General features: G+C 64.4%; 23 protein-coding genes. 9 read left to right on the top strand and 14 right to left on the bottom strand.

Going from position 1 to position 21,453, the window contains the following annotated elements:
- Positions 1–4: 4 nt before the first annotated feature.
- Genes GQO94_RS02460 through GQO94_RS02395 form a run of 14 tightly spaced genes read right to left on the bottom strand, consistent with a single transcriptional unit; the run spans position 5 to position 12,732 of the window.
- Positions 5–793 (bottom strand): SDR family oxidoreductase, encoded by a 789-nt coding sequence (locus tag GQO94_RS02460; protein ID WP_156839568.1) that lies wholly within the window; start codon positions 791–793, stop codon positions 5–7.
- A complete protein-coding gene (locus GQO94_RS02455; RefSeq protein WP_156839567.1) occupies positions 790–1,872 on the bottom strand; it encodes an acyl-CoA dehydrogenase family protein in 1,083 nt (360 codons plus the stop codon). The genes GQO94_RS02460 and GQO94_RS02455 overlap by 4 nt, the downstream gene beginning before the upstream one ends.
- The gene (locus GQO94_RS02450) at positions 1,873–2,778 is read right to left on the bottom strand and encodes an SDR family oxidoreductase (protein WP_156839566.1); all 906 of its coding nucleotides are present in this window, start codon (positions 2,776–2,778) and stop codon (positions 1,873–1,875) included. It abuts the gene before it with no gap.
- Between the two features lie 31 nt (positions 2,779–2,809).
- Positions 2,810–3,253 (bottom strand): nuclear transport factor 2 family protein, encoded by a 444-nt coding sequence (locus GQO94_RS02445; RefSeq protein ID WP_156839565.1) that lies wholly within the window; start codon positions 3,251–3,253, stop codon positions 2,810–2,812.
- Entirely contained in the window at positions 3,250–3,894 is a 645-nt protein-coding gene (locus GQO94_RS02440) for a gamma carbonic anhydrase family protein (protein ID WP_156839564.1), read from the bottom strand. The genes GQO94_RS02445 and GQO94_RS02440 overlap by 4 nt, the downstream gene beginning before the upstream one ends.
- A 15-nt stretch (positions 3,895–3,909) precedes the next feature.
- Positions 3,910–5,061, bottom strand: a complete 1,152-nt coding sequence (locus GQO94_RS02435) for an acetyl-CoA C-acetyltransferase (RefSeq protein WP_156839563.1) — start codon at positions 5,059–5,061, stop codon at positions 3,910–3,912.
- Positions 5,061–6,092 carry an acyl-CoA dehydrogenase family protein gene (locus GQO94_RS02430; RefSeq protein WP_156839562.1) on the bottom strand — a complete coding sequence of 344 codons (1,032 nt, stop codon included), beginning with the start codon at positions 6,090–6,092 and terminating at the stop codon, positions 5,061–5,063. Before GQO94_RS02430 ends, GQO94_RS02435 begins: the two co-directional genes overlap by 1 nt.
- An 11-nt stretch (positions 6,093–6,103) precedes the next feature.
- A complete protein-coding gene (locus tag GQO94_RS02425) occupies positions 6,104–7,261 on the bottom strand; it encodes an acyl-CoA dehydrogenase (RefSeq protein ID WP_156839561.1) in 1,158 nt (385 codons plus the stop codon).
- Positions 7,261–8,010, bottom strand: coding sequence for an enoyl-CoA hydratase family protein (locus tag GQO94_RS02420; RefSeq protein WP_156839560.1), 750 nt, complete (start codon positions 8,008–8,010; stop codon positions 7,261–7,263). The genes GQO94_RS02425 and GQO94_RS02420 overlap by 1 nt, the downstream gene beginning before the upstream one ends.
- Positions 8,011–8,012: 2 nt before the next feature.
- A complete protein-coding gene (locus GQO94_RS02415) occupies positions 8,013–9,128 on the bottom strand; it encodes an NAD(P)H-dependent flavin oxidoreductase (protein ID WP_156839559.1) in 1,116 nt (371 codons plus the stop codon).
- A complete protein-coding gene (locus GQO94_RS02410; RefSeq protein WP_156839558.1) occupies positions 9,128–10,057 on the bottom strand; it encodes an enoyl-CoA hydratase in 930 nt (309 codons plus the stop codon). The genes GQO94_RS02415 and GQO94_RS02410 overlap by 1 nt, the downstream gene beginning before the upstream one ends.
- A complete protein-coding gene (locus GQO94_RS02405; RefSeq protein WP_156839557.1) occupies positions 10,057–10,845 on the bottom strand; it encodes a CoA-transferase subunit beta in 789 nt (262 codons plus the stop codon). The genes GQO94_RS02410 and GQO94_RS02405 overlap by 1 nt, the downstream gene beginning before the upstream one ends.
- Entirely contained in the window at positions 10,845–11,708 is an 864-nt protein-coding gene (locus tag GQO94_RS02400; protein ID WP_232332732.1) for a CoA transferase subunit A, read from the bottom strand. The genes GQO94_RS02405 and GQO94_RS02400 overlap by 1 nt, the downstream gene beginning before the upstream one ends.
- A gap of 28 nt (positions 11,709–11,736) precedes the next feature.
- Positions 11,737–12,732: a VOC family protein gene (locus GQO94_RS02395; RefSeq protein ID WP_408636581.1), complete on the bottom strand. Its 996-nt coding sequence runs from the start codon at positions 12,730–12,732 to the stop codon at positions 11,737–11,739.
- A 268-nt stretch (positions 12,733–13,000) separates the two neighbouring features.
- On the opposite strand from GQO94_RS02395, the gene GQO94_RS02390 reads away from it, so the two are divergent.
- The 9 genes from GQO94_RS02390 (at position 13,001) to GQO94_RS02350 (ending at position 21,438) form a co-directional block, all read left to right on the top strand.
- Positions 13,001–14,134: an acyl-CoA dehydrogenase family protein gene (locus GQO94_RS02390; RefSeq protein WP_156839848.1), complete on the top strand. Its 1,134-nt coding sequence runs from the start codon at positions 13,001–13,003 to the stop codon at positions 14,132–14,134.
- Between the two features lie 25 nt (positions 14,135–14,159).
- Complete coding sequence (locus GQO94_RS02385) at positions 14,160–14,978, top strand: alpha/beta fold hydrolase (RefSeq protein ID WP_232332731.1); 819 nt, start codon at positions 14,160–14,162, stop codon at positions 14,976–14,978.
- A 28-nt stretch (positions 14,979–15,006) separates the two neighbouring features.
- The gene (locus GQO94_RS02380; RefSeq protein WP_198045765.1) at positions 15,007–15,468 is read left to right on the top strand and encodes a flavin reductase family protein; all 462 of its coding nucleotides are present in this window, start codon (positions 15,007–15,009) and stop codon (positions 15,466–15,468) included.
- Positions 15,465–16,256 carry a fumarylacetoacetate hydrolase family protein gene (locus GQO94_RS02375; RefSeq protein ID WP_156839553.1) on the top strand — a complete coding sequence of 264 codons (792 nt, stop codon included), beginning with the start codon at positions 15,465–15,467 and terminating at the stop codon, positions 16,254–16,256. The genes GQO94_RS02380 and GQO94_RS02375 overlap by 4 nt, the downstream gene beginning before the upstream one ends.
- Positions 16,257–16,267: 11 nt before the next feature.
- Positions 16,268–17,209, top strand: coding sequence for an acetaldehyde dehydrogenase (acetylating) (locus tag GQO94_RS02370; protein ID WP_156839552.1), 942 nt, complete (start codon positions 16,268–16,270; stop codon positions 17,207–17,209).
- On the top strand, positions 17,206–18,240 hold the full coding sequence (gene dmpG / locus GQO94_RS02365) for a 4-hydroxy-2-oxovalerate aldolase (RefSeq protein ID WP_156839551.1): 1,035 nt from the start codon (positions 17,206–17,208) through the stop codon (positions 18,238–18,240). Before GQO94_RS02370 ends, dmpG begins: the two co-directional genes overlap by 4 nt.
- A 79-nt stretch (positions 18,241–18,319) precedes the next feature.
- Positions 18,320–18,808 carry a nuclear transport factor 2 family protein gene (locus GQO94_RS02360; RefSeq protein ID WP_156839550.1) on the top strand — a complete coding sequence of 163 codons (489 nt, stop codon included), beginning with the start codon at positions 18,320–18,322 and terminating at the stop codon, positions 18,806–18,808.
- A 148-nt stretch (positions 18,809–18,956) separates the two neighbouring features.
- Positions 18,957–20,582 carry a class I adenylate-forming enzyme family protein gene (locus GQO94_RS02355; RefSeq protein WP_198045764.1) on the top strand — a complete coding sequence of 542 codons (1,626 nt, stop codon included), beginning with the start codon at positions 18,957–18,959 and terminating at the stop codon, positions 20,580–20,582.
- On the top strand, positions 20,569–21,438 hold the full coding sequence (locus GQO94_RS02350; protein WP_156839548.1) for an amidohydrolase family protein: 870 nt from the start codon (positions 20,569–20,571) through the stop codon (positions 21,436–21,438). Before GQO94_RS02355 ends, GQO94_RS02350 begins: the two co-directional genes overlap by 14 nt.
- Positions 21,439–21,453: the final 15 nt, after the last annotated feature.

The raw sequence follows: 21,453 nt of genomic DNA, 5'->3' as shown, positions 1-21,453 counted from the left end.
CGCCTTAGGCCCTCTGGCTCGAGACAGAGACGATCTCGCCGGTCATGTAGGACGACAAGTCGGACGCCAGGAACATCATGACATTGGCGATTTCCCACACTTCGGCGGGACGACCGAACGCTTCTTTCTCGACCAGCTTGTCGAGCGCTTCCTGCGTCGTCACCTTGGCAAGGAAGGGGTGCATGGCAAGGCTCGGCGAAACCGCATTGATGCGCACGTTGTGCTCGGCCGCTTCCAGCGCGGAGCAGCGCGTGAACGCCATGACCCCGGCCTTGGCGGCGGCGTAATGCGCCTGGCCCTTCTGCGCGCGCCAGCCGAGCACCGAGGCGTTGTTGACCATGACGCCAGATTTTGCCGCGTACATCGACGGCAGGAACGCACGCGTCATGCGAAACAGGCTGGTGAGCGTCACGTCGAGGACGCGGCTCCACTGCTCATCGGTCATGTCGACGACATCGACCTCGCCGCCCAACCCGGCGTTGTTGATGAGGACATCGACGCGCCCGAGGCTCGAGAGCGCGGCGTCGCGCAGACCCTGCACCTGCTCCTCGCTGGTGACGTCGCACACGAAGGTTGCCGGACGCGTGCCGACCTTTTCCGCGATGCGATCCGCCGCTTCGCCCAGACGCCGCTCGTGAAAGTCGCTGATCATCAGCGAAGCACCTTCCTCTGCGGCGCGCTGGGCGGCGGAAAAGCCGATTCCCGTGCCGGCGGCGGCGGTCACCACTACCGTCTTGCCTTTGAGCAGGCCACGCGCTTCGGGGTAGGGGGGGACTGGCGAAGTGACGGTCATGCAGGCTCCTGAAGAATGATCCGTGCCAGCGCTTCGCGATGCGCCTCGGGCGTACCGAGCCAGCTGGAAGTCGCGCGGGCGCGCTTGAAATAGAGATGGGCGTGATGTTCCCAGGTGAAGCCGATCCCGCCGTGCAGCTGAATCGCTTCGCCCGAACAATGGCGAAAGCAGTCCGCCGCCCAGGACTGGGCCACGTGGCAGGCCTCGGCGAGCTCTTCGCCATCCTCGTCGATCGCCGCCGCCGCATAGAGCGCGGCGGACCGCGACGCTTCGATCTGCACCATCATGTCGGCCAGCATGTGCTTGTAGGCCTGGAACGAGCCGATGAGGCGTCCGAACTGCGAGCGTTGCTTGGCGTATTCGACCGTGCTGTCGAGGCAGAACTGCGCGCCGCCGGTCTGTTCGGATGCGAGCAGGCCCGCGCCGATCGTCAGCACCCGATCGATCGCGCTAGTGGCGCTGCCGGCACTGCCCAGCACGGCGTGGTCCGGTACGGCGCAATCGAACGAAAGCTGGGCAAAACGGCGGGTCCGGTCGAGCGTCGGCAGGGCTCCCGCGACGAGGCCCGACGTATCCATGGGAAGGGCCAAGAGGCTGCCGTCAGTCGTGGCGACAATCACGAGGTCCGCGACATGGCCGAACGTGACGTAGTTCGCGGTGCCGGTCAGCTTTCCGTCACCAAGCGTCGGACGGTCGGCGGTGCCCGCGAAGCAGGCCTTGATCTGGCCGCTCGCGAGCTTTGGCAGCAGATCGGCTTTCTGCGCCTCGGTCCCGCACGCCATCACCGCCTGCACGGCAAGCACGGCGGTCTCGAAGAAAGGCACGGCGGCCAGCGTCCGGCCGGTTTGCTCCAGCACCAGCGCCATTTCGACCGCGCCCAGGCCGGAGCCGCCATGGGCTTCGGGGATCATCAGGCCGACGAAGCCCATCTCGCCCGCGAGGCTGGACCATAGCGCCTCATCGAACCCAGTCGCGCCTTCGACGGCGGCGCGCAAAGCATCGGGGCCTGCCGCATCGCTGAGGAAGGCTTGCGCGCTTTCCTGAATGAAGCGCTGGTCCTCGGTAAGCGCGAAATCCATTTAGCCGGCGCCGTAAACGGGCTTGGCGGGCTCGCGGTCGGCGATCAGCTTGCGCACGATCGGATCGAGTTCCGCAGCTTCGAACCGCGATCCCTTGTCGTGGGCCTCGCTGTCCGACCAACCCTGCGACAGGAAGATCGTGCCGCCCTTCAATTCGAAGACCTGGCCGCTAACGCCCTGCGATTGCTCGGAAACGAGATAGGCGACGAGCGGCGCCATGTTCTCCGGCGCAAAGACGTCGAACTCGCCGTCCTTGACGTCCATGTCGAACGAGCCGGTATCGGTCATGCGGGTCCGGGCATTGGGCGCGAGCGCGTTGGCGGTGATGCCTAGCCGTGCGAGCTCGGCCGCCTGCACCAGTGTCAACGTGGCGATGCCGCCTTTCGCGGTCGAATAGGCCGATTGTCCGATCGAACCCTGCAAGCCAGCGCCGCTGGTCGTGTTGATGATCCGCGCGTCCACCGGACGGCCCGCCTTGCTTTCGGCACGCCAGTATTCGGCGGCGTGGCGGCTGGTGCAGAAGTGCCCGCGCAAGTGCACGCGAATGACCGCGTCCCACTCTTCGGGCGAGCAGGTGAAGAACATGCGATCACGCACGAAGCCGGCGTTGTTCACCACCGCATGCAGCGCGCCGAAGCTGTCGAGCGCCTGCTCGAGCATGCGCTTGCCCGATTCCCACTCGGCGACGTCATCAGTATTGGCCACGGCTTCGCCGCCCATCGCCTTGATCTCGTCGACCACCTGTTCGGCCGCGCCCTTGGTCGCGCCGGCTTCGCCATGCGTGCCCACGCCCAGATCGTTGACGACGACTTTCGCGCCTTCCGCCGCGAGGCCCAGCGCATAGGCCTTGCCGAGCCCGTTACCGGCGCCGGTGACGATGGCCACCCGTCCTTCGCAAATTCCCATAACTTACCGTTTCTCCAAGAAGCGCATGGTGTCAGTTGGCGACGGGCACGAGCATGTGCTGGCTCATGTCGCCCACCAGATCGAGCATTGAATAATCGCGTTCGGCAAAGCGCCAGGCGCCTGCCTCGCGCACGAAAACGTCGTGATATCGGCCCGCGCAGACCACTTGCAGCGGCAAGTCCGGCGCCGCTTGCAGGACGGTGTAGTAGGACCGGCAAGTGGCGCGGTCCGCGTCCTCGTCGATCTCCAGAATAGGATTGGTGATGACGTGCTTGGTGCGCGGTGTGCCATCGGGATGAAGCTTCACGAAACGCCGCCACAGCTCGAGCATTGGCGCCGATCCCTCGACCTCGCCATCGCCGGTGCGGATGCGCGCCTTTTCGAACAGCGCGGCCACGCCCTCCAGATCGCCCGCGTCCATGCGCTCGGCATAAATGTGGAGCAGATTGGTGATGGCGAGCGCGGCGTCGTTCATGAGCCGGCTGCCTGATGGGCGACGCGCCGCTCGCGTTCCGCGGCGGAAGGGCCGGAGAGCCGCACCGCGATCGCGTCCGACTTCGGGCGGGGCCGATCGGGCTCCGCTTCAGTGAGAGGCGCCACTTCGACCAGTTCGGTCAGCGCCGCGCGTGCGAGGCGCTGGTATTCGCCATCGCCGTCGTTGCGCCAGGTGACCTGATGCGGTTCGAACGTCTTGACCACCTTGGCCGGATTGCCCGCGACCAGGCTGCGCTCCGGCGTCACCGTGTCCGAGCGGACGAGCGCCAACGCCGCGACCAGGTTCTCCGCGCCGATCACCGCATTGTCGAGGATCACCGCGTTCATGCCGACGAGCGCGTTCTCGCCAATCTCGCAGCCATGGATGATCGCTCCATGCGCGATCGTGGCGCCGCGTCGGATGACCGTGTCGCGCAAGGTGTTCGCATGCACGGTCACCGAATCCTGGACGCTGCTGTCACCCTCGACCACGATCCGCCCGAAGTCGCCGCGAAGCGAGGCGCCAGGCGCGATGAAGCAGCCGGGCCCCACGATCACGTCACCGATCAGCGATGCAAGCGGATGCACATAGCTGGTCGGATCGACGACGGGGACAATCCCCTGATAAGCGTAGCAGGGCATGGCGGCCGTTTCCTCCTAGAGCCGCTCGATGATGGTGACGTTGGCCTGGCCACCGCCCTCGCACATCGTCTGCAGGCCATAGCGGCCGCCGGTGCGCTCCAAGGCGTTCAGCAAGGTGGTCATCAGTCGCGCGCCGGTGGCCCCGATCGGGTGCCCCAGGGCGATGCCGCCGCCCTGCACGTTCACCTTCTCGTGCGGGATGCCGAGTTCCTTCATCCACGCCATTGGCACCGAAGCGAACGCCTCGTTGCACTCGAACAAGTCGATGTCGTCCAGCGACATGCCGGACTTTTCCAGCGCATAGCGGGTCGCCGGGATGGGCCCGGTCAACATCCACACGGGATTGTCGGCGCGGACCGAAAGGTGATGAATGCGAGCGCGGGGCTTGAGGTTGTGACTTTTCACCGCCGCTTCGCCTGCGATGAGCAGCGCGGCGGCGCCATCGCAGTTCTGGCTGGCAACGCCGGCGGTGATGAGGCCGCCCTCGTTCACCGGCTTCAGCGATGCCAAACCTTCCAGCGACGTCGTCGGGCGGATCGTCTCATCATGATCCAGCCCTTCGAGCGGCGCGATTTCGTGCGCAAACCAGCCGTTTTCCGTCGCCGCTTGCGCGCGCTGGTGCGAGGCGAGGCTGAATTCCTCCATCTCCTCGCGGCTGATTTCCCACTTCTCGGCGATCATCTCGGCCGAGCGAATCTGATTGACCTCCTCATCGCCGTACCGTTCGATCCAGCCCGGCGAACTGTCGAACGGCGTGTTGAAGCCGAACTGCGCGCCGACCATCATTGCCGACGAAATCGGAATACGGTTCATCGCCTGACTGCCGCCGACGACGACCAGATCCTGCGTGCCGCTCATCACGCCTTGCGCGCCGAAGTGCAGGGCTTGCTGCGACGATCCACACTGGCGGTCGATCGTGACGCCGGGGACATGCTCGGGAAGGCCGCCAACAAGCCACGCGGTGCGGCCGATATCGCCGGCCTGTCCGCCGATCGTATCGCAGCAGCCCCAGACGACATCGTCCACGGCGGCGGGATCGATCCCCGTCCGCTCGATCAAGGCTTTCATCGGATGAGCGCCGAGATCGGCGGGGTGCAGGTTGGCAAGGCTGCCCTTCTTGCGCCCGATCGGGCTGCGAACGGCATCGATGATGTAAGCTTCGGGCATTATGCGGCCTCGTGTGCGAAGAGCTGGTCAGGGCCGGCGGGATGGCGGAACAGGCGTTCGGCCACGCGGGCGCGGTGAAAGGCGGGATCGCCCCAGGCGTACGTCAGGGCCATGGCCCGCTTCAGGAAGAAGTGAACGTCGACTTCCCAGGAATATCCCATCGCGCCATGCACTTGTATCGAGCTGCGCCCCGCCTGATCGGCCGCCTCGAGAGCGACCAGCTTGGCGTGGCTGACGCGGGCCCGGGCATGGTCATCCTGACGACCGATCGCGGCGGCCGCCGCCTGCACCACGGGCCGCGCGAATTCGACCGCGACTTGCGCCGAGGCGAGGTGATGCTTGACCGCCTGATAGCTGCCGATCGGCTTGCCGAACTGCGTGCGCTCCTTGGCGTAGTCCACGGCGAGGTCGATGGCGCGCTGCGCGAGGCCCAGGCCTTGCGCGGCAGCGAACAGCGCGGCGCGGTCCAGCGCCAGATCCCAGCCTGCCTGATCCGCCTCGACGCGGGTCTCGGCCGTTGGGCTCCAGTCCACGCGGAACAGCCGGCGAAACGGATCGATGCTCTCTTCCCGCGTCAGACTGACGGCGGAGGCGGCAACGACATGGGTTTCGTTCTCATGCCGCAGGATCAGCACGGTGGCGGTATCCGCGTCGGCCACGAAGGGGTTGAGCGGGTGCTGGATCGCGATCGTGGCCGAAGGGTCGGTCAGGACGTCGTGATCAGGCGCGATCGCGGCCAACAGAGGCGCGGCCACGCCCGCGCTCTCGACCAGCGGTTCGGGCAAGCCGGCGTATCCCGCGGCCTCGGCGATCGGCGCGAAGTCGACTTCGGCGAGATCGAGGCCGCCGGCAGCTTCCGGCAGCAGGACCAGAGTAAGGCCCGTCTCGACGATCGCGTTCCAGCGCGTATCGTCGCGCGCCTCGCCGCGCGCCATCATTTCGCGCAAGTGCGCCGGCGTGCAAGTGTCGGTCAGCAGCGTGCGCGCCGTCTCGGCGAACATCAGCTGCTCTTCTGTATACGTGAAGTTCATCGATCGTCCTCTCAGCGCGGCAGGCCAAGCATGCGCTCGGCGATGATGTTGCGCTGAATCTCGTTCGATCCGGCATAGATCGGACCGGCGAGAGCGAAGATGTAATCGTCAAGCCAATCGCCCACGTCGCCCGCATCGGGTGCGGTCGGCAGAAGTTCGGCGCGCGGGCCGAGAATGGCGAGCGCGGTCTGGTGCAAGTGGATGTCGAGCTCCGACCAGAAGATCTTGTTGGTGCTCGCCTCCGGGCCGATCTTCGCCCCCGCCATCAGCTTGCTGGCGGTCGAGTAGATAGATAGCGCATAGGCCTCGGCATTCATGAAGGCGCGCACGACGTCGTTGCGGATTGCGGGGTCGACGCTGTTCTCGTGCTGCTTGTAAAGCGCCGCGAGCTTGGCGGCGGCGACCTGGTAGCGCGCGGGCGAACGCAGCATCAGGCCGCGCTCGAAGCCGGCCGTCGCCATGCAGATGTGCCAGCCCTGACCTTCGTCACCCAGGCGGTTGAAGGCCGGAACGCGTACGTCTTCTAGGAAGATTTCGGCAAAACCGGCGTGACCGTTGATCTTCTGGATGGCGTTCACCGTCACCCCCGGCGCGTCGAGCGGGAAGAAGATGAGCGAGAGGCCCTTGTGACGTTCGGTGCCGGGCTCGCGAAACAGGCCAAAGGCCCAGTCGGCGAAGACCGCGCGGCTCGACCAGATCTTGTGGCCATTGAGCACGTATTCGTCGCCCTCGCGCACGGCGGTGGCGCGGACCCCGGCGAGATCGGACCCGGCTTGGGGTTCCGACCAGGCCTGCGCCCAGATCTCTTCGCCCGATGCCATGGCTGGGAGGAAGCGGCCCTTCTGCTCGGGCGTGCCGAATTCGATGAGCGTCGGGCCGAGGAGGAAGATGCCGTTCTGGTTCACTCGGCCGGGGGCGCCCGCGCGGTAGTATTCTTCCTCGAAGATCAACCACTGGATCAGATCGAGACCGCGCCCGCCATATTCGCGCGGCCAGGTCACCATGCCCCAATCGCCCGACTTCAGCGTGCGCTCCCAGTCGCGATGCGCTTCGAAACCCTCGCGCGTCGCATCGAAGTGTTCCAGCGGAGTCGCCGGCACGTGCGCCTCCAGCCAGGCGCGCACTTCGGCGCGAAACGCGTCTTGTTCAGGAGTGTAGGCGAGATCCATCAGAACTTGGCGGCCTTGCCCGTTTCCACGAAGGCATCGCGCGCCTTCTGGCTGTCTTCATGCATGTACATTTCCAGCGTGAAGCCCTGCTCCCAGCGGTAATTGCGATCGACGTCGGTCGCCTCGATGCCGTTCAGCGCTTCCTTGGCGATGACCAGCGCGGTGCGCGACTTGGATGCGATCACCGCGCAGAAGGCGCGCGCTTCCTCGACAAGCGATTCAGGCGCGACGACTTTTTCGACCGCGCCCAGGCGATAGGCTTCCTGCGCGGGAATGTTGCCGCCGGTGAAGAACGCGGCCCGCACCTTGTGCAAGGGAAGCATGCGCGACATGTGGCTCGCTCCGCCCATCGCGCCACGATCGATCTCGGGCAGGGAGAAGAACGCGTCCTCGGCCGCGATGATCGTATCCGACGCGCCGCAAATGCCGATACCGCCGCCGATGACGAACTTGTGAACCGCCGCGACCACGGGGACCGGGCAAGCGCGGATCGCCTGAAACGTCAGGAAGTTGCCGCGATTGAGCAGGGGGATCCGCTCAGGGTGTGCCTGCATTTCCTTGATATCGACGCCGCCGCAAAAGCCGCGACCTTCGGCGCGGATCAGGATCACGTTCACATCCGGGTTGTGCCCCGCTTCCGTGATCATATCCGGCAGGCTGTTCCAGGTCGCGCTGTCGAACGCGTTCACCGGCGGAACGTCGAAGACGATCTCGGCAATGCGATCCTGAATCGAAACGGTGATCGGCATTTTTAAACTCCTGCGGCGCGTTGCGCGCCAGCGGCACTTTGCGAGGGGGTGGAAGCAAGCGAGGCCAGGGCGGCGAGTCGGTCGTGCGCTTCGGCGACGATCCGATCGACCAGCTCCTGGCAGGTCGGAACATCGCTGACCCGCCCGCCGACCACGCCCGTCGCCATCACGCCGTTCTCGACGTCGCCATCGACGACCGCCTTCTGGATCATCATCGGCATGTTCGCGGCCATGATCGCCTGCTTGAGCGGCATCGCTCCATGCGCGGTCATGCCGCGCGCGGACTTGATCAGCTGGAGCCAGGAGGCACCGGTCTGCGCCTTCATCTGGCGGCCGCTTTCGAAGGCGCGCAGCCACATGCCCAGCGGGCCAGAGCGTTCGATCCGTTCCATCGCCTTCGATCGCACCATGCGCTGGGGAATCCCGTCGAGCTTGGTGGTGACGACGATGCCGTCGGTCGAAGCCTTGAGGTATTCGCCCTTGGTACTCTCGGGCACCGGGCTTTCCTGGGTCAGCAGGAACCGGGTACCCATGGCGATACCCACGGCGCCATAGGCGAGGGCGGCGGCCAAGCCGCGACCGTCCGCGAAACCGCCGCTGGCTATGACCGGCACGTCGACGGCGTCGAGCACTTGCGGCAACAGCACCGTGGTCGCGACCGAGCCGGTGTGACCGCCGCCTTCGCCGCCTTGCACGTTCACCATGTCGACGCCGAGCTGCACCATTTTCTGCGCGTGCTTCACAGCCCCCACGGTGGGGACGCACAGGATGCCCGCGTCCTTGAAGCGGCCGATCATCTTGGCGTCGGGGCCACGCCCGAACGAGACGGCGCGGACCTGTTCCTTGTTCTCGATGATGAGGTCGACGATCTCATTCGCGCCGGGCTGAAAGCTGTGAAAGTTCACGCCAAACGGGCGATCGGTACCGCGCCGCACTTGCAGCAGCTTCTCGCGCGCCTCGTCCGGCGTCATCACGGCGGCGCCGAGGAAACCGAAGGCACCCGCATTGCTGCTGCCGATCACCAGGCTCGGTTCCGCGACCCAGCCCATCGCCGTCTGAATGATCGGCCAGCGGCAGCCCAGCCGTTCGACCATGATCGTGTGAAGCGGATCGGCCATCAACTGTCCTTCGAACCTTTGTCCTTAGCAGCGGCCCGGTCGGCTTCCGCCGCCTTGTTCGCCGCCGCCATCGATCGGGCGTCCTGGCCACCCAGGCTGTTCGAGGACGTCAGGTCGTTCTGCGCATGCGCGAAATGGTGCATGTGGAAGGCGGCATCCATCGCGGTACGCTTGCCTCGCAGATCCTCGACGTGGTTGAGCGCCTGCTTGGTCAGCCAATTGCCCAGCCGTGGCCGCGAAGCGAGTTCGTCGGCGATCTTCTTGACGTCGGCCAGCAATGTCTCGCGGGCCGACAGCCGATTGACCATGCCGAAGTTGTAGGCTCGTTCCGCCGGCATGCGTTCGCCGAGCAGAATGAATTCCTTGGCGATGCGCGGCGGCAGTTCGAAGCCATGAGCGAAATATTCGACGCCCGGAATGCCCATCCGGTTGACCGGATCCTGGAAGAAGGCGTCCTCGGTCGCGACGATGAGGTCGCACACCCAGGCGAGCATCAGTCCGCCGGCGATGCACGCGCCCTGGATCGCCGCGATGGTTGGCTTCGGCACATCGCGCCAACGGCGGCACATGCCGATGTAGACTTCCTGCTCGCGGGTATAGAGGAATTCCGCCGCCGGCTTGTTCACGTGATCCGGCACCAGATGCTTGCGCTCCCAGGACTTGGCGACGTCGCGGCCGGGCGTACCGATGTCGTGCCCGGCGGAGAAGTGCTTGCCCTCTCCGCGCAGCACGATCGCGCGCACGGCATCGTCGTCCACCGCGCGCCGGAAGGCGTCGTCCAACGCATAGGTCATCTGACTGTTCTGGGCGTTGTTGAAGCCCGGCCGGTTCATGATGATATGCGCGACCGCGCCATCGACTTCGTAACGGACCGGTTCGTCCGTTTCGTACGTGATGTCGGCCTGACGAGGCGGTACGAGGTCGTCCATCAGGTGCTCCGCGCTGCGGGATTGTCTTTGATGACGCTGGCGCGGACGCCGTGCGGGTCGAGAATGGCGATGATGTCCAGTTCCTCTGCACCGGGCAGCGGAGTCTCGACAATGTCGCCCTTTTCGAGCTCGAATCCGGTTTCGGCTTGCACGTCCTCGAAGGACACGCCGGGATGCAGCGAGATCACGCGGATGGCGTTATCCGTTCCCCCGAAGTCCATGACGCACAAGTTGGTCACGATGCGGCGGAGGTCGACGCCCGAGTAATTGCCGCCCGCCACGCGTTTGGCCGGATTGTAGCCCACGCCCGACACCATATCGACTTCGCCGGGAACCAGCGTGCGAGCCGTGTGCGACGGGAAGAAGAAGCTGTTCGCGTGATAGATGGTGTTGCCCGGAAAGCCGCGCACGCCGAGCATCTGGATCTTCGGCTTGTCGTACGTACCGCCCAGATAGCTCAGGTTGATCTGCCCGAAGCGGTCGATCTGGGTCGGCGTGACCATCGCGTGGCGTCGGCCGGTCCAGACCGCGCTGTCGAAGAAGCGCGAGAAGGGCAGGTAGCCGGCCGCCTTACGGTCATCGTAGCCGCGCGGGCCGATCGGCACCGGCTGCTCCACCAGATAGGCTTCGCCATCGGTCATCATCAGTTCTGGTGTGTGCGTCAGCTTGGCCAGCCCGGCGGCAAGCCGGGGTACGGGCCCCACGCCGGTCGCCACGATCTCACCATTGCCGCGGAAGGCCTCGGAGCAGGCGAAAATGCATAGTTCTGCGAGTGTTACGTCCGTCATCAGAATATCGGGAGCGGGAGAGCCGCAACCGCCTCCTTTCCACCGATGCTATTGAGATAGGCGTCTTCGTCCGCGCCCACGAATTTGTCCGCCACGGCCGACCAGTCTCCGGGATCCTTGGCGGCGGCCGCGTAAGCCTTGAACGCCTTCATGTCCCAGCCGTAAGCGGGCGGCATGGAACTCGGGTGCGCGCCGCCCGGCATATGAACGACGCCGGTGACGAAGCAGCGTTCGAACACGTTGAGTCGCGCGTCGTCCGGGTAATGGTCCTCCATCTTGTCGACGAGCTCCTCGCACGAGACGTAGGCCTTGTCGGCGGCCTTGGCGAACCACTCGTCGTAATAAACGTCGGCCCCGAAGAGATGGACGTTGCCGCGATAGTCGCTGCGATTGGCATGGATCAGCGCCACGTCCAGCTTCAGGGCGGGCATCGCGATCAGGGTCTCGCCGTCCTCATAAGGAGACTGGACCGTCTTGAGACCGCCCAGTTCGGCAAGGTCGGTGCCGAGGCCCACGCGGCAAGGGAGGAAAGGCAGGCCGAAAGCGGCGGCCTTGAGGCCCCACTGGAACATGCCTTCGTCGAGTTCGAGAATTTCGAGGCTGCCCGATTCGCGCGCCTTGCGGAACCATGGCTCGAGCGGAATCGCATCCAGCGACACGAACGCGAAGACGAGCTTCTTCACCTTGCCCGCCGCGCACAGCATGCCGACATCGGCGCCGCCATAGGCGACGATCGTCAGGTCCTTGAGGTCGGATCGTAGGATCTCGCGCACCAGCGCCATCGGCTTGCGCCGGGGCCCCCAACCGCCGATGCCGATGGTCATGCCATCGCTCAGGCTGGCGACGATGTCCTTGGCGGACATTCGCTTATCCAGAACAGGTCTATTCATTTCAGTCACTTTCATGTGCCCACTTGTGGCCCCAATCGCTCACGCCGAGGCTTGTCGTGGGTACCCAGGTATCGGGGTCGATGACCAGCCCGTTCCAACCGTATTCGATGTCGAAACCGCTCGGCGTGCGCATGTAGAACGAGGTCATCTTGTCGTTGAGGTGTTGTCCCAGGGATGCGGAAAGCGGGACATTGCCCTTGCTCTTGAGCACCCGGTCGTAGGCGCGCCCGACATCCTCGAGCGTGCCAACTTCCAGCATCATGTGCACTGCGCCGTTCGGGCTTTCGGGCATTTGCCCGAGCGCGAGGCTGTGGTGACGCCCGTTGCGCGCGTGAAGGAAGGCAAAGCCGACGCCGGCATCGTCCCGGCCGCCGCCATCGAGGTAGAAGCGTCCGAGATCGGTGTCGCCGAAGCCCAGCACGGACTTATAGAAGTCGTGCGTCTCTTCGAAGTTGGGCGCGGTCAGCACGACGTGGCCCAGGCCCATGTCGCCATTGTCGCCCGTCACGAACTTGCTGACCGCCATGGGGGAAACGAACGGCGCGTAATCGTAGAAGCGGCCGTAAAACAGCTCGAAGGCATTGCCCGCCGGATCGGAAGAGCGTGCCAGTTCGTATACTTGGCGCGCCCGCGCTTCCATGACGTCCGCGACTTCCACTTCGCAACCTGCAGCGCTTAACCGCTCCAGGGCCTGATCATAGGCCTGCTTGGAAGCGAACTCCCAGCCGGGCGCTATGAAGGCGTCGCGCTCGCCCTTGCGCACCCAAAGGCGGAAGGGGCGATCATCGATGCGCAGAAGCAGAACATCATCACTCGGCGATTCTGCCGCCATTGCGCCTAATATTTGCGTTCCGAATTCTTGCCACGCTTCAAGGTCACGCGTTTCGATGATAACGTAACCCAGTGAACTGACTGCCACCGCTCGCCGCCTCCCTGACAAACACCCATTCCAGCGGATTGCTACGCAAATCACGCCGACTAAGTCTTGCTGCCACATTAAACCGCTGGTGCAGGACCGCCCTTTGGTGCAAAATCCTACTAAGTGTTCAATGCGGACGACGCAAGCCCCGTCGAGGACTTGACAGTTTGCGTAGAAGAGATCAAGTTCAATTACGCAAACACAGTTTTTGAGATGCCAGCCTAAGGCAGGGAGGAATGACATGAACGTAGCGAGTGCAGCCGTTTCGTTCGCTGACGCCGAAGCCGAGGATACGGGCCATGGCGAAGCGATTACGCCGGACGTTCTGATCGAGCGCGCGCGCAAGATGGTGCCGGTCCTCAAAGAGCGCGCTCGGCGCGCGACGGCGGAGCGCCGCATTCCCGACGAAACGATCGCCGAGATGCAGGAAGCCGGGTTTTTCCGCGTGCTGCAGCCCAAGCGCTGGGGTGGCTATGAAATGCACCCCAATGTGTTCTTCGAGATCCAGAAGCTGCTCGCCGAAGGCTGCATGTCGACCGGCTGGGTCTACGGCGTTGTCGGCGGCCATCCTTACGAACTGGCACTGTTCCACGATCAGGCGCAGGTCGACGTATGGGGCGATGACGACAGCATCCTGGTTTCCTCGTCCTACCAGCCGGTGGGCAAGGTGGAGAGGACCGATGGCGGCTTCTACCTTTCCGGACGCTGGGGCTTTTCATCCGGTTCGGAGCACTGCCAGTGGGTGCTGCTGGGCGCGCTGATCCCGCCCGAGAACGAGGGCGACGCGCCCGACATGCGCACGTTCCTGGTGCCGCGTGCCGATTACGCGATCGAGGAGACTTGGGATGTGTTCGGCCTGCAGGGAACGGGCAGCCAGGACATCGTCGTCGATCGTGCCTTCGTTCCCGACTATCGCACGCACCGTGCCGTCGACGGTTTCCTGTGCAAGAATCCAGGGCAAGCCGAAAACGATGCGCCGATGTTTCGCCTGCCGTGGGCGCAGATCTTCGTGCGCCTCGTCTCGACGGCGGCCCTCGGCGGCGCCAAAGCAGGCATCAAGGCGGCTATGGACATCGCGGCCAGCCGGGTCTCGACCAACACCGGGAAGGCGTCCAAAACCGATCCGCTCCTGCTGAACGCGGTGGCGAAGGCCTACGCGCAGGTCGACGAAATGGAAGTGGTTCTGCGCCGAAACATGGACGAGATGATCGCTCATGCCGAAAATGGCGAAGACGTGCCGATGGAGAAGCGGACGCTCTACCGGTATCAGTCCGCTTCGGTAGTGCGTCGCTGTGCGGATTTGATCGATGAATTGATGCCGCTGCTCGGCGGCCGCGCGATTTACATGTCGAGTCCCGTAATCCAGCCCTGGCTCGATCTGCATGCTGCTCGCGCGCACGTCGCCAACGATCCGGGCAATATGTCGGGCGACGTGGTCGGGAGCCTCTCGGGGCAGCCTCCCGCCTTCATGTTCCTGTGATGACTCAGGTTTGAAGGAGAGGCGCTTGAGTGAGTTTCGGAACAGTGTTCACCGCGTGAGCGGTGATCACGACATCGCGATCAATGAAGCGGGACCGGCCGACGGGCCGGTCGTCGTCTTCATCCACGGCAGTGGCCCGGGTGCCTCTGGCCAATCCAATTTTCGCCAGAACGTTCAAGCGTTCGTCGATGGCGGCTTCCGGGTCCTACTTCCCGATCTCATCGGTTACGGTCAGTCCTCCAAGCCGGAGGGCATCGATTACACTCTTGCCCTGTTCACCGACACTTTGTTCGAGGCGCTGCAGGCGAGCGGGATCGCCAAGGCCACGTTGATCGGCAATTCGCTGGGCGGCGGCATCGCGATCCAAATGGCGCTCGATCATCCCGAATTCGTCGATCGGCTAATTCTGATGGCGCCGGGCTGCATCGAAGAGCGCGAAGTCTATTTCGCCATGCCCGGTATCGCGAGCATGGTCGGATCGTTCGGCGGCCCGGACTTCGACGAGACCGAGCAACGCCGACTGATCACCAACCTGGTGCATGATCCGGTCCATGCGACCGATGCGCTGGTGGCCGAACGCTTCGCGGTCGCCCGAACCCAGCCCAAGGACGTGATCGTGCGGATGCGCACGCCCAATCTTCAGCCGCGCCTTGGCGAACTGAAAATGCCGATCTTGCTCTTCTGGGGCAGCGAGGAGCGCTTCATGCCGCTCACCGGCATCGACTATTTCCTGAAGCAGTGCGACGACGTGCGCGTCGTGACCTTCAACAAGGTGGGGCACTGGGTCCAAGTGGAGCGTGCCGACGAGTTCAACCGGTATTCGCTGACTTTCCTCCATGGCTGAAGCGGGCACGTCCTTTGAGGGAAGTGACGTGGACGTCGATTTCCGCAATGCCATGCGGCGGCTGTCCTCAGCCGTCGCCATTGTCGTTGCCGAAGGAGTCGACGGTTTCACAGGCATGGCGGCGACGTCGATCACGTCTTTGACGCTCGAGCCGCCGGCCGTGCTGATCTGCGTGAACAAGTCCGCCAGCCTGCACGCTTGCATTCAGGATGGAGCGCCGTTCACGGTCAACCTCCTGTCTCGCCACCAGCGCGAAGTGTCGGCGGCATTTGGCGGGGCAGTGGCACGCGAGCTGCGCTTCACTGTCGGGCAATGGACGCGCGACCCTTACGGCATTCCGATGCTCGACGATACGCAGGCGAACCTGTCCTGCGTCGTGGACGGGATCATGGCCTATGGGACGCACAGCATCGTCGTCGGGCGGGTTCGCCACGTCCGGCTGACCGGTGAAATTGCGCCGCTCATCTATCAGGACGGAACCTACTTATGAGCCTGACGGCCACCGCCCAGACGGATAGATACGCGCAGGAACTCTACGAGGCCTTGCGGCAAGGCAAAACCGTCCCACCGCTGATCTCGCGTGATCCGACGCTCACTATCGACGATGCTTATGCGATCTCGCTCGGTGCGTTGAAGCGCCGTCAGGACGATGGCGAGCGCGTTGTGGGCAAGAAGATCGGCGTCACCTCGAAAGCCGTTCAGGACATGCTCGGCGTGCACCAGCCGGATTTTGGCTTTCTGACCGACCGGATGTGGATCGAAGGCGATATCGACATCGCCGCAGAAGGCTTGATTCAGCCGCGCGCCGAAGCCGAGATCGCCTTTATTCTCAAAAGTGACCTGAACGGCCCCGGTGTCACCGCCGAGGACGTCCTCGAAGCCACCGAATTCATCGCGCCGTGTTTCGAGATCGTCGACAGCCGTATCGACGATTGGAAGATCGCGATCGTCGATACGGTGGCCGATAATGCGTCCTGCGGGGTGTTCGTGCTGGGAGATGCGCGGGTCGATCCGCGCGGCCTCGATCTGCCGGCCTTGCACGTCACCGTCACCAAGAATGGTGAGCCGTTGTCGGAAGGTTATGGCTCGGCGGTGCAGGGCTCTCCGCTGCAAGCGGTCGCCTGGCTGGCCAACACTCTCGGGGCTTACGGGGTTACGCTCGACAAGGGCGATGTGATCCTGTCGGGTAGCCTGGTGCCGCTGGCGCCCGCCCAGGCGGGCGACGTTTTCGAAATGGAACTGCATGGGATCGGGCGCTGTGTCGCTCGGTTCGTCTAAGGAGAGACGAGTTGACGAAGGTCAAGGCGGCGATCATCGGATCGGGTAACATCGGTACTGACCTGATGATCAAGATGATCAAATACCCGCAGAACATGGAACTCGTCGCCGTCGTCGGCATCGACGAGAAGTCCGAAGGTCTTGCCATGGCGCGGGAGCGCGGCGTGGCGACCACGCACGAGGGTATCGACGGCCTCAAAAAGATGGACGTCTATCCCGAGATCGGCATCGTCTTCGACGCGACCTCGGCCTATGCCCACAAGGAACACGATGCCGCGCTGCGTGCCGACGGCAAGCAAGTGGTCGATCTGACGCCCGCCGCGATCGGTCCTTTCACCATTCCGCCGGTGAACATGGAAGCGCATCTCGACCAGCCGAACGTCAACATGGTGACGTGCGGCGGGCAGGCGACGATCCCCATGGTCGCGGCCGTCAGTCAGGTTGCCAAAGTGCACTATGCCGAGATCGTCGCTTCGGTCTCGTCACGCTCTGCCGGGCCTGGCACGCGCGCCAACATCGATGAATTCACCCGCACCACGGCCGCCGCGATCGAGAAGGTCGGGGGCGCCGATCAGGGCAAGGCCATCATCATCCTCAACCCGGCCGAGCCGCCGATGATCATGCGCGATACGGTCTTCACGCTTTCGGAAGGCGCGGACGAGGACGCGATCCGTGCTTCGGTGGAAGCCATGGTGAAGAAGGTGCAGGCGTACGTGCCCGGCTACCGCCTGAAGCAGCAGGTGCAGTTCGAACGCTACGGTGACAACAACAAGCTCAAGATTCCTGGGCGCGGCGAGTTCACGGGCGTGAAGACCTCGATCTTCCTCGAAGTCGAAGGCGCGGGCGATTATCTGCCCAGCTATTCCGGCAATCTCGACATCATGACGGCGGCGGCGAAGGCCACCGGTGAACTTCTGGCGCAAAAGGTTCTGGATCGGAGGGCCGCGGCATGAGCTTCGACGTGAGCAAGGACAAGCTCTACATCCAGGATGTGACACTGCGCGACGGCATGCACGCCATCCGCCATATGTATGGCGTCGATCATGTCGCCGCCATCGCCAAGGCGCTCGATCAGGCCGGGGTCGACGCGATCGAAGTGGCACATGGCGACGGTCTGTCCGGCGCCAGCTTCAACTATGGGTTCGGCGCGCATACCGATTGGGAATGGCTGGAAGCCGTTGCCGACGTGCTGGATAAGGCGGTTCTCACCACTCTCATCCTGCCTGGTGTCGGGACGGTCGAGGAATTGAAGCGGGCTTACGATCTTGGCGTGCGTTCGGTGCGAGTGGCCACGCATTGCACCGAGGCGGACGTCTCCAAGCAGCACATCGGCATCGCTCGCGATCTGGGGATGGACGTGTCGGGCTTCCTGATGATGAGCCATATGATCGAGCCCGATGCTCTCGCGCAGCAAGCGGTCCTGATGGAAAGCTATGGCGCGCAGTGCGTCTATGTCACCGACAGCGGCGGCGCGCTCGACATGGATGGCGTGCGCGAGCGGCTGCGCGCCTACGATCGCGTTCTCAAGCCCGAAACGCAGCGCGGTATGCATGCGCATCACAACCTGTCGCTTGGCGTCGCCAACTCTATGATTGCCGCGCAGGAAGGCGCGATCCGCATCGACGCGAGCCTCGCGGGCATGGGCGCCGGCGCCGGTAACGCGCCGCTCGAAGTCTTCGTCGCGGCCGCCGATCGCAAGGGCTGGAATCACGGCTGCGATGTGATGGCGCTGATGGACGCGGCGGAGGATCTCGTCCGTCCCTTGCAGGACCGGCCCGTTCGAGTCGATCGCGAGACGCTCGCGCTGGGCTATGCGGGGGTCTACTCCTCGTTCTTGCGCCATGCCGAGAAGGCGGCGGCCGATCACGGGCTCGATACCAGGGCGATCCTGGTCGAACTCGGTCGCCGCAAGATGGTCGGCGGGCAGGAGGATATGATCGTCGACGTCGCGCTCGACATGGTGAAGGCGCGCGACGCGGCCTGAGTCTGGTCTGTAAACGTATCTAGCCATGCGGTCGCCAGTGCGTTTGCTCTCCAATTGAGAGGCCGCACTGGAGAGCCGCATGTTCGAACACGAGGTTATCGCCCTGAGAGCCGAGATCGCGGGGCTGCGCGCCGAAGTGGCCGCGCTTCGCGATCGGCAGGCGATCGCGGATCTCATCGCGAATTACGGGCCCGCCGTCGATCGGGGCGACAGCGAGGGCGCGGCCGCCTTGTGGGCCTCTGACGGCAGCTATGACCTTGGCGACATGGGTGTGGCGCGGGGGCAGGACGCCATCGCTGCCCTGTTCGAAGCCGACCTCCACCAGGGGCTGATCGCCAACGGCGCTGCGCACATGCTCGGCCCACCCCGCATCGCCATAACCGGCGATCGCGCCGTCGCGGTTTGCTATTCCTGCGTCGCGCGCTGGACCGGCACGGCTTTCGAGCTTTATCGTGTGGCGGCCAATCGCTGGTCCTTGCGCCGCGACACCGAGGGATGGCGCATCATCAATCGCGAGAACCGGCTTCTGGACGGTTCGAAAGATGCGAGGGCTTTGTTAAACGCGTAGCGAAAAACGGCTAATTCTGCGGAGATTGGCGCTCTTGACCCAGATGTTTGGCGTATCTCGCTAGAAAGTTCTGGACTGAAGTCCAAAAATATATAGACCCGCCAACATAAGCCTGGGAGAGGCTATGGCAGACGCAGAACAGACATACATGACTATGCTCACCGGCCCGGGCGGGCCGTTCGAGCTTATCGATATCGTGGTCGAAGGCCATGAGATGCGGGGCCTCCGCCGCGCCGAGGCCAGTCTGACTTCGTTGTTCGACAGCTTCGCGGCTCATGCCGACAGGACGTACATCGTCGATTCCGATCAGCGCCTGACTTTTGCCGAGACGGAAGCGGCGGCCGCGCGTCTCGTGGAAACCCTTCGTGACGCTGGCGTGGGGCCGGGGGATCGGGTCGCTCTCGCCGGTGCCAATTCAGCGGCATGGATGATCGGTTTCATCGCCGCCGTGGCTTGCGGCGCGATACCGGCCCTGGTCAATAGTCGCGGCACGGCCGAGGACATCGCGGCCTCGATCGAACTCGTCGAAGCCAGCCTGGTGATCGCCGACGCGCGCCGCGCCGCGATGCTGGAAGACTGCGGCGTTCCGTGCCTGGTGCCGACACTCGATCCTTCGCCCGGTGCGCCGCCTCTGCCCCGGCCGGACGTGAGCGCGGATGATCCCGCGATGATCCTGTTTACGTCGGGTACCACGGGGCGTGCGAAGGGTGCGACGCTCAGCCACCGCGCCGCGCTGACCGGGTTGCTGCTATCGCAAATGGCGGGCGCGATGATCGCGCTGAAAATGGCTGGTCCCGCCGCCTTGGCCGCGCCTCGGCCGCAGCCTGTCAGCCTGCTTGCCTTTCCCCTGTTCCACGTAAGCGGCTGCCATTCGATTTTCCTCGCCGGGCTGGCCTCCGGCGGCAAAGTGGTGGTGCCGCCACGCTGGAATGCCTCGGATATTCTGGACCTCATCGAAAAAGAGCGGGTCAGTGCCTTTTCCGGCTCCCCGACCATGGTGTGGGACCTGATCCAGGCGCAGAAGACCTCGGGGGCGGACTTGTCGTCGCTGTTTTCGGTGTCGACGGGCGGGCAGGCACAACCGGTCAACCTGCTCCAGGCCGTGGTCGAGACCTTTCCCAACTCGGTGGTCGGCACCGGTTACGGCGCAACCGAGACGGCCGGCGCCATCGCCATGCACACGGGCCCCGATTACCTCGCGAATCCCCGCGCCGCCGGGATGGTCCTTCCGCTGGCCGAAGTGTCGATCCGCAACGCCGAGGGTACCGAGCTCGGCGCTGGCGAACCGGGCGAGATCACGGTGCGCGGGCCCATGGTGATGTCGTACTACTGGAACGATCCGGTCGCCACCAAGCGGGCGATCACCGACGGTTGGCTCCGCACCGGCGACGTCGGCGCGCTGGATGAGGAGGGCCGCCTCACGATCCTAGACCGACTGACCGACATGGTCATCTCGGGCGGCGAGAACATCTACTGCGCCGAAGTCGAAGCCGCCTTGCAGCGCCATGCCGCCGTCGTCGAAGCGGCCGCCTACGGCGTGCCGGACGATCGCATGGGCGAGCGCCTCGTCGCCGTGGTTTGCGGACAAGGCAACGCCACTATCGATCCCGCTGAACTGGAGGCCCACATCCGCGACGTGCTCGCGGATTATAAGCGTCCCACGCAGATCTTGTACCGAAACACGGGCCTCCCGCGCAATGCGCTCGGCAAGGTCGACAAGCGCGCGCTTCGCGCCGCCCACCATCAAGGAGAAGACGCCGATGCGCCCGCGTGACATCAAGGTAATCGACACGATGCTGGGCGTGCCGATGAAGGAGGACCGGTCCGACTGGTTCGACTTTTTCAAGCCGCTGCTGCGCGACCAGCAGAGCCTGCAGCAATTCTCGATGCCCGCGCAGTACATGTTCCGAAACATCCCCGCCGCCGAGGGCGTGGACGATCTGCCCGGATGGACCGTTGGCGAAATGGATCGCTTCGGCATCGAACGCGCGCTGATCGGTTACAACGAAGGGTCGCCGCTCAACGATATCGTGCGCGATCGCTTCGCGGATCGCTTCATTTTCGATATGCCGGTTGACCCCAACGGCGGCGTGGACGTGGTGCGCGCCATCCGCCGTGCCCATGCCGAGGTCGGCATCAAGGCGATCAGCGTCTTCCCCTCCGGTTGCGTGCCGCAAGTGCCGATCAACGACAAGCGGATGTGGCCGATCTACACGCTCGCCTGCGAACTCGACATCGCCGTGCTGGTCAATGTCGGCGTTCCCGGCCCGCGCGTACCGATGGCGCCCCAGCATGTCGAACTGGTCGACGAGGTCTGCTACTTCTTTCCGGAGCTGCGGTTCATCATGCGCCACGGCGCGGAGCCCTGGGAGGCTCTCGCGGTCAAGCTGATGCTGAAGTACCCGAACCTCTATTATTCGACGAGCGCGTTCGCGCCCAAGCACTATCCCAAGGCCATCATCGACTACGCGAACACGCGCGGCGCGGACAAGATCATCTATGCCGGCTATTTCCCGATGGGACTGAGCCTGGAGCGCATTTTTTCGGATCTCGATCAGGTGCCTTTCAAGGATCACGTCTGGCCGAAGTTCCTTCGCGAAAACGCCATGCGCGCGCTCAAGCTCGACTGACCGCACGGGCGGACA

Source organism: Novosphingobium aquimarinum (assembly GCF_009746585.1).
Taxonomy (GTDB): Bacteria; Pseudomonadota; Alphaproteobacteria; order Sphingomonadales; family Sphingomonadaceae; genus Novosphingobium; species Novosphingobium aquimarinum.
This window is presented reverse-complemented; position numbering and strand designations above follow the sequence as displayed.